Source organism: Sinomicrobium halophytocola (assembly GCF_052983395.1).
In genome coordinates, this window is the sequence record NZ_JBRKIT010000023.1 from 120190 (window position 1) to 127691 (window position 7502).

Genomic DNA, 7502 nt, shown 5'->3' on the forward strand with positions numbered 1-7502 from the left:
GCTAATTTTAACCGGTTAATGTTGTGGTATGTAAGGTGTATTATATTAAAGGAATAGATATTTTTAACGAAACTCCGGCCTTGTGAACATGGTGTATTTTTTCGGTTATGGGAGCACTGATGTTTTTTTGGTCTAAAAGATCATATTTGATACTTTATAAAAGCATCCCCTTCATCAACTTCCGAAGCGAACAATTTTTTTTGTAAATTCACGGCATTCCTAAATTTATCCGGATACATGCTTACTTTCCTCAGCTTTTTGTTATTTACCGCTTTTGTAGCATTTTATGCCACCTGGAAACTGCGTCGCGACAACCTGAAGACGCAGGATGGTTATTTTCTTGGCGGACGGTCGCTTACAGGAGTAGTAATAGCAGGTTCGCTCCTGCTTACCAATATCTCTACGGAACACCTGGTGGGGATGAACGGCTCGTCCTATAAAAACGGGGCCATCATCATTGCCTGGGAAGTGACTTCTGCGCTGGCCCTGGTGATCGCCGCCCTGTATTTTGCCCCGAGATACCTGAAAATGGGCCTTACCACCATCCCCGAATTCCTCGAAAAGCGGTTCGACGGTGTTACCCGTACTATTGTGGCCACACTGCTCATCATTTCGTTTACGGTTACGCTTCTGCCCATTGTACTTTATACGGGAGCGCTGAATATAGAAGCCATATTCCGGATCTCGGAACTTCTCGATGTAAGCAGGTCGCAGGGCATATGGATAACCATCCTGGTAGTGGGGGGCATAGGTGCGGTATACGCTATATTCGGGGGACTGAAAATGGTGGCCTATACCGATACTATAAATGGTTTCGGACTCCTTATCGCCGGGCTGCTCGTACCGGCATTGGCCTTGTGGAGCATCGGTAAGGGGAATATATTTGACGGACTGGCAGAAGTTTTTGAAAAAGACCCTTCCAAATTTAATGTTGTCAGCCGGGAACCCGGTATAGGGCCGGGGGCAAGGTCTGCCATTCTCCCTTTCGAAGTGCTGTTTACCGGGCTTATGATCAACCAGCTGTATTTTTGGGCCATGCACCAGTCCATAATCCAGAGAGCCCTGGGAGCGGTAAGCCTGAAAGAAGCCCAAAAGGGATTGCTTTATACAGGAGTCCTGAAAATACTCATTCCGCTGGTTATTGTATTGCCGGGGCTTATCGGCTTTTATTATTTTGGCGACTCCCTCTATGAAGATCCGGACAGCGTATACCCCATGCTCGTCAAAAAAGTCCTGCCGTTCTGGCTTACGGGGTTTTTCGTAGCCGTAATGATGGGCGCCATCCTGAGCACCTTCAACAGCGCCCTGAACAGTGCCGCCACGGTCTTTAGCCTGGACCTGTACAAAAGATATATCAACCGGAACACGGGAGAACTGAAACTGGTGCGTATAGGAAAGTGGGTGTCGGCAGTGCTGGGTATTTTTGCCATTGGCATCGCTCCGTTTGTAGCCAATGCACCCCAGGGGCTCTACCAGTTGCTGCAACAACTCAACGGTATTTTCTTTATCCCCATAGCCAGTGTTATCCTTGCCGGGTTTCTCTTTCCGAAGGTGTCGGCTGTCGGGGCAAAGGCAGGCCTGCTGTTCGGCCTGGTATTTTATGTGCTTACGTATTTTGTATTTCAGGTAGATCTGCATTTTGTACATATCTGGGGACTTGAATTTTTGTTGAACATTCTAATGATGCATTTTGTATCTTTATGGTACCCGAGGAAAAATACCTTTGTTATAAAAGACAGGGGTATCCTCAACGTAACGCCCTGGAAATATGCCGTGCCCCTGAGTGTTGTACTGGTGGTTATAACCATATCCATGTACATTCTGCTCGGTAATGTGTAGGCCTGGTTACCGGGAAGGACAGGGCGAATGAGAATAAACATGACGAATAATGATAAAATTACAAGCTTAGATCATGGAAACTACAAAAAAAGAATTCCGTAACTACGATAAACTGGATGTAGATGCAGCGGTAAGACTGCATTACAAAAAAATGCGCGAACGTCAGACCTATGACTATGTCCGGCAGATGAAGAAAAAATACCTTACGTACGACAAGCCCATGAACCTGTGGGATGCCATGGAAAAGCTGGATGCCCTCATCGATGTGAGCGACCCGGATCTCGACCTCCCGAACGTACAACACCTGGTACAATCTGCCGAAGCCATCCGCGCCGACAACAGGCCGGACTGGATGCAACTGGTGGGACTGATCCACGACCTGGGTAAAGTAATGTATCTGTGGGGATGTGACGAGGACGGCACGAGCCAGGCCGAACAATGGGGCTTGGTAGGAGATGTTTTTGTGGTAGGATGCGCTTTGCCGGACACTTGTGTTTACCCGGAATTCAACGCCCTTAATAAAGATATGCAGGACCCCCGGTACAATACCCCCCTGGGCATATACGAATCCGGTTGTGGCATTGACAACCTTGCACTGGCATGGGGACATGACGAATATCTCTACCAGGTACTGAGCAATCACAAGGACAACAGCATACCGCAAGCCGGAATGGTGATGATCCGTTACCACTCTTTCTATCCCTGGCACAGTGGCGGAAGTTATACTGAACTGCTTGACCAGAATGACCAAAAATATAAGGAATGGGTAAAAGATTTTAATCAATACGATCTGTACACCAAATCCAATAAGATATACGACCTGGAAGACATAAAGGATTACTACCTGCCCATTGCAGAAAAGTACCTGGGAAGAGGGCCGGTTTACTGGTAAAACAGGGAGAAGATCAAGTTTTTCCCCTTATTTTTCCGGGATAAACAACTAAATCCATATATTCCAAATTCCAAAGCGAGAAATAACAAATTGTTTGGATTTTGAAATGCGTTTTTATTATATAAAGGAAGTGAGTTTATACCTTATTTTTATCAGTTCCTGAATCTCCCGGATAGTTTTAAAACACCGTTTGAGTTTTATTTTTTCTTCTTTAGACAGGGCGAAGAGTTCAATGTAGCGACCGGAATCGTTATGCATAAGGCCGTGCTTGGTGCGGAATTTCAACAGGGCTTTGGAAGTATATGAACAGGACAGGTAAAGCTGTTTGTTTTCCGGTTCTAAAGTGGCAAGCTTTTCAAAGCGCTCAGCGGTGTTATTTATATGTTGTACCTGATGGGAGAGGATGAGTACCCTTCCCGCATCTGTAATAGGAGTGATGGCCCTTTTTTTCAGATCGAAGAAATCTTTGTATTCGCCGTTTTGTTCTACGAGGAACTGCCGGAAAAAGCCAAGGGGCGAGGGGGTCTGTAAAACGCTTTTGCCCAGCATGGCAAAAAAATAGGTGTTTTGCCCGGTCTTTTCAAAGATGTGTTTGCCCAGGGCATCGGTAAGGGTGCTGTCGCCATAAGAAATGTCAAAGTCAAAAAAGATGGAGCAAAGTAGAATTTCATCGTCCCCCGGCTCTGCTATCCATTTGGTAAACTGGGACTTCCATTCTTCGAGCGAAAGACACCATTTCGGATTGCTTGCCATCATATCTGCCGGGCAGTACTCGTAGCCCAGGGTGTTGAGACGTTTGGTTACTTTTTGGGCAAGTGCCAGGAAATAAGCCTTCGTTTCTTCGAGTTTTTCAGCCTCTACATTTTCGAACACAATGGCGTTGTCCTGGTCGGTATGCAGAAGCTGTTCTTTTCTGCCCTGGCTGCCCAGAGATAACCAGGCGAATTTTACCGGCGCGGCTTCGGGCATTTTGGCAAGGGACAATTCTATACACCTTTTAATAGTAGCATCATTCAGTTCGGTAATGATCCTGGAGATATGGGTGAGGGGGATGTTTTGCCGAATATATCCCTTAAGGAGGATCATTATCTTTTCGTGTATGCGCTTCAGTTGTTTGGTTTTAGAAGCGCGCTTGATGGCTTTCATCAATACCGAAGGGTTATTCCCCTGCGACACGGTAATGTCATGTTCGGAAATGAGGCCTATAAGTTTGGATTTTGGGGTGCCGTCCTTTGTGATGCAGAGATGCCCTATCTTGTGTTTCATAAGGGCTATTTGTGCCTGAGCTATGGTCGTGTTTCTGGGATAACAGACCACGGGGGAGGTCATAATGTTTTTTACAGGGGTATCAATCGGGTAATCACCGGTAACTATGTTGTTTTTCAGGTCGCGATCGGTCACAATGCCTATAGGGATATCGTCTTCGGTAATGACTACAGAGCCAATATTCTTTTCACGCATGAGCAGGGCCACGTTCTGGGTGGTCTCTTCGGGCAAACAGGTAATGACATTTTTTACATACCTGGTAGGTTGCAAATCGGACAAGTCTGTAGAGGTGCTTAGTTTTACGTCAATATCCTCTTCGGTATACAGTTTTTTCCGGTATTCTTCGGAATAAGGATTTTCAGTATTGGAAGCAAAACTCTCAATGAGAAAATTGCCTACCTGCGGGTTTTGTTCAACTACCGGCCGGAAAACGGATAAGGGAATACCATATACTATACTTTCTTCTTTGGTGATGGCTTTAATAACATAATTTTCTCTCGCGATTAGTGGTCGTAACCCGAAAATATCACCTTCGTCACAATTATCTATAGTGTTGAAATCTCCACCGTCCCTCCTTTTCTGTAATGCAACAGCTCCTTTGTGGACCACATAAAACTGGTCGTGTCCCTCATCATTCTCATCAAAGATCACCTTGTTTTTGTCGTAATACAACACCCGGACGTGCGAAGAGACTTCCAGGAGTTGTTCTTTGCTGAGCACGTCAAATGGCGGGTGGTTTTTCAGGAAATCGGCAATGCGGAGGGCTATGGTGTTTTTCATATGTGTTGCTTTTTGGCGTTCCTGTGACCGTGTAATCGGGTTCAGAATTTTCCGGTTCTTTTTTTTAACTCCGCAAATACGAGGTTGTAATAATCCGGGGTTTGGAAAACATACAAATCGGTGGAGGATGGAGAGGTAAGAACTGCCAGAAATTCATCCATATCCATAAGCTTTATGTCATCTACTTCGGTTTCCTGTAACTTTAATTGACTCATGGGAACACGAAGTGGGGAAATGTAAATATGATGAAACTCCTTATCAGTAATATGCTGTCCGTGTTTTTTGATAGATTTACAAATACCTATTTTTTCCACGTCTTTTTCCGAAATACGCAGTCCGAGTTCTTCTTCGGTCTCCCGTATTGCCGATGTCAGCGGATCTTCACCTGCCCCGATATGTCCGGCCACGGAAACATCCCAGTGCCCGGGAAAAGCATCTTTTTTTTTCGATCTTTTTTGCAGCAGTACTTTGCCGTCGGCAGTGTAAAACCAGACATGAATGGTGGGATGGAAAAGCCCTTTGGCATGTGCTTCGGATTTTAAAAGGGCTTTTCCTGTATTATTACCATATTCATCCAGAATGTCTACATATTCGTCCATTTAATCGAAATAGCTGAAACTGGTTTCGGGTGTGATTTTGATGAGGGATTCATAAATAAGACGGATAACGTTTTCCACATCTTCTTTATGTATCATTTCTACAGTGGTGTGCATATATCGCAACGGCAGGGATATGAGGGCGGAAGCTACACCGCCGTTACTATAGGCAAATGCATCCGTATCTGTACCTGTAAACCTGGAAGAAGCCATTCGCTGGAACGGTATTTTTTTCTCCTCTGCCGTATCTATAATGAGTTCGCGAAGTTTGTTCTGCACGGCAGGGGCATAAGAAATAACCGGTCCGTCCCCTATTTTGGTTTCTCCCTGTGTCTTTTTGTCGATCATGGGAGTGGTGGTGTCGTGGCATACATCGGTAACAATGGCTACGTTCGGTTTTATGGTCTGCGTGATCATTTCAGCCCCTCGAAGGCCTATTTCTTCCTGTACGGAATTGGTTATATACAGTCCGAAAGGCAGTTTTACTTTGTTTGCATGCAGCAAACGGGCTACTTCGGCAATCATAAAACCGCCGACACGGTTGTCAATGGCCCGGCACACAAACTTATTGCCGTTGAGAACCTGGAAAGTGTCCGGATAGGTAATAACACATCCTACATGCACGCCCATTTTCTCCACTTCTTTTTTGTCTTTGGCGCCTATATCTATAAATATATTGTCCAGTTTGGGCGTTTCTTCCTTGCTTGAATTCCTGGTGTGAATGGCAGGCCAGCCAAATACTCCTTTTACGATACCCTTTTTGGTATGTATGTTTACCCATTTGGAAGGGGCTATCTGGTGATCGCTTCCTCCGTTCCGTATTACATAAAGCAGACCATTATCCGTAATATAATTGACATACCAGGAAATCTCGTCGGAATGCCCTTCGATAACTACTTTATATTTGGCATCCGGGTTTATTACACCCACAGCCGTTCCGTATGTATCCGTTATAAAAGTATCAACATAAGGCTTCAGGTATTCCATCCACAGTTTCTGTCCTTCCCATTCATAACCTGTCGGAGAAGGGTTGTTCAGATATTTCTCCAGGAAACCCAAAGATTTCTTATTGATAATTTCCGCTTTTTTCGCCATAATGCATAAATTTATTTATCGCACGAAAATAGCAATATTCAATTACATTAAATAACCCGTTGTGCATTTTAAACAATGCTGATCTTAATATTATTGATATTTCTGTTGAAAATGAATTTATTGATGTACTGAATCACAGTAAGTGCCGTTATTTTTGACAACACCCTTGTTTTGAGCCCTTCGAAGGATTTAGCATAGTTCCTGCGGATCATAAACTGGTCACATAGCTGTGAAAATAAAGTTTCTATGCGTTTTCTGGATTTTTTAAATACAAAGGGCTGCTCTCTGTAATCACCTTGGTTCTTGCGCATCGGGGTACTCAATTCAATTTGGTGGTTCTCAAAGAGGTTCAACTGGACTTCTGCCGAAAGATACCCCTTGTCCCCGAGCAGGACACAATCAGACAACTGCATCTTGATATCATCGAGGTAATTAATATCATGTACAGAGGCCGGGCTCAGGTCAAAACTTTGAAAGACCCCACCTATAGAGCACACCGCATGTAACTTATACCCATAAAAATAAAGGTTTTGAGAGGCGCAGTACCCTTTGTCGGGGAAAGCATAATCCTCTTCCCTGCATACCTTGCTGCGGGAGGAGCGGGAAAGCTTGCATACTTCCAAAGGCATACTGTCCACTACAAAGTAATCTTCAAACTCATTGAAATGCTTGGCCAATGATCCCCGTATCTTATCCAAATAGGGCATTAAACGTCTACGGCGACGGTTGTACACGCTGCGTTCAATCTTACTGGTAAGATGGTTGGGGAGCATCCGGAAAAGATGGTTTTCGCTGTCAATTGCCATATATTCAGCGGTTAAACATAAGCCAACTACTTCCAAATCACTCATCCGAGGGCTTCGCCTTTGGTAAGGAAGCAGTTGTTCTTCCGATATTTTTCTTAGTACTTCCAATATTCTTTCGTAATTTGCATTTAAGTTGTTCATCGTAAATGTTTTGTGGTAAAAACAATTTACTGACTATCAGTCAAATTGAACAACTTTTTTCTTTTTAAATCATAATGCACAACGGGT

General features: G+C 44.3%; 6 protein-coding genes. 2 read left to right on the forward strand and 4 right to left on the reverse strand.

Features of this window, described 5'->3' with window-relative positions; all coding sequences use genetic code 11:
* Positions 1-237 precede the first annotated feature (237 nt).
* Both ACVBDY_RS07825 and ACVBDY_RS07830 read left to right on the forward strand, forming a co-directional pair.
* Positions 238-1839, forward strand: coding sequence for a solute:sodium symporter family transporter (locus ACVBDY_RS07825; protein ID WP_447174911.1), 1602 nt, complete (start codon positions 238-240; stop codon positions 1837-1839).
* Between the two features lie 73 nt (positions 1840-1912).
* Positions 1913-2731, forward strand: a complete 819-nt coding sequence (locus ACVBDY_RS07830) for an inositol oxygenase family protein (protein ID WP_447174912.1) — start codon at positions 1913-1915, stop codon at positions 2729-2731.
* Between the two features lie 117 nt (positions 2732-2848).
* Here the strand turns inward: ACVBDY_RS07830 and ACVBDY_RS07835 are convergent, their stop codons facing one another.
* The 4 genes from ACVBDY_RS07835 to ACVBDY_RS07850 form a co-directional block, all read right to left on the reverse strand.
* Complete coding sequence (locus ACVBDY_RS07835) at positions 2849-4777, reverse strand: DUF294 nucleotidyltransferase-like domain-containing protein (RefSeq protein WP_447174913.1); 1929 nt, start codon at positions 4775-4777, stop codon at positions 2849-2851.
* 41 nt (positions 4778-4818) lie between these two features.
* Complete coding sequence (locus tag ACVBDY_RS07840) at positions 4819-5376, reverse strand: NUDIX hydrolase (protein ID WP_447174914.1); 558 nt, start codon at positions 5374-5376, stop codon at positions 4819-4821.
* Positions 5377-6468 (reverse strand): M42 family metallopeptidase, encoded by a 1092-nt coding sequence (locus ACVBDY_RS07845; protein WP_447174915.1) that lies wholly within the window; start codon positions 6466-6468, stop codon positions 5377-5379. It lies immediately after the preceding gene.
* A 68-nt stretch (positions 6469-6536) separates the two neighbouring features.
* Positions 6537-7415, reverse strand: coding sequence for an IS982 family transposase (locus ACVBDY_RS07850; RefSeq protein WP_447174384.1), 879 nt, complete (start codon positions 7413-7415; stop codon positions 6537-6539).
* Positions 7416-7502 lie beyond the last annotated feature (87 nt).

What these genes read in the sequence shown, in the direction of transcription:
- ACVBDY_RS07825 (WP_447174911.1), top strand. Translation starts at nt 238, where the DNA reads ATGCTTACTTTCCTCAGCTTTTTGTTATTTACCGCTTTTGTAGCATTT.
- ACVBDY_RS07830 (WP_447174912.1), top strand. Translation starts at nt 1,913, where the DNA reads ATGGAAACTACAAAAAAAGAATTCCGTAACTACGATAAACTGGATGTA.
- ACVBDY_RS07835 (WP_447174913.1), bottom strand. Translation starts at nt 4,777, where the DNA reads ATGAAAAACACCATAGCCCTCCGCATTGCCGATTTCCTGAAAAACCAC.
- ACVBDY_RS07840 (WP_447174914.1), bottom strand. Translation starts at nt 5,376, where the DNA reads ATGGACGAATATGTAGACATTCTGGATGAATATGGTAATAATACAGGA.
- ACVBDY_RS07845 (WP_447174915.1), bottom strand. Translation starts at nt 6,468, where the DNA reads ATGGCGAAAAAAGCGGAAATTATCAATAAGAAATCTTTGGGTTTCCTG.
- ACVBDY_RS07850 (WP_447174384.1), bottom strand. Translation starts at nt 7,415, where the DNA reads ATGAACAACTTAAATGCAAATTACGAAAGAATATTGGAAGTACTAAGA.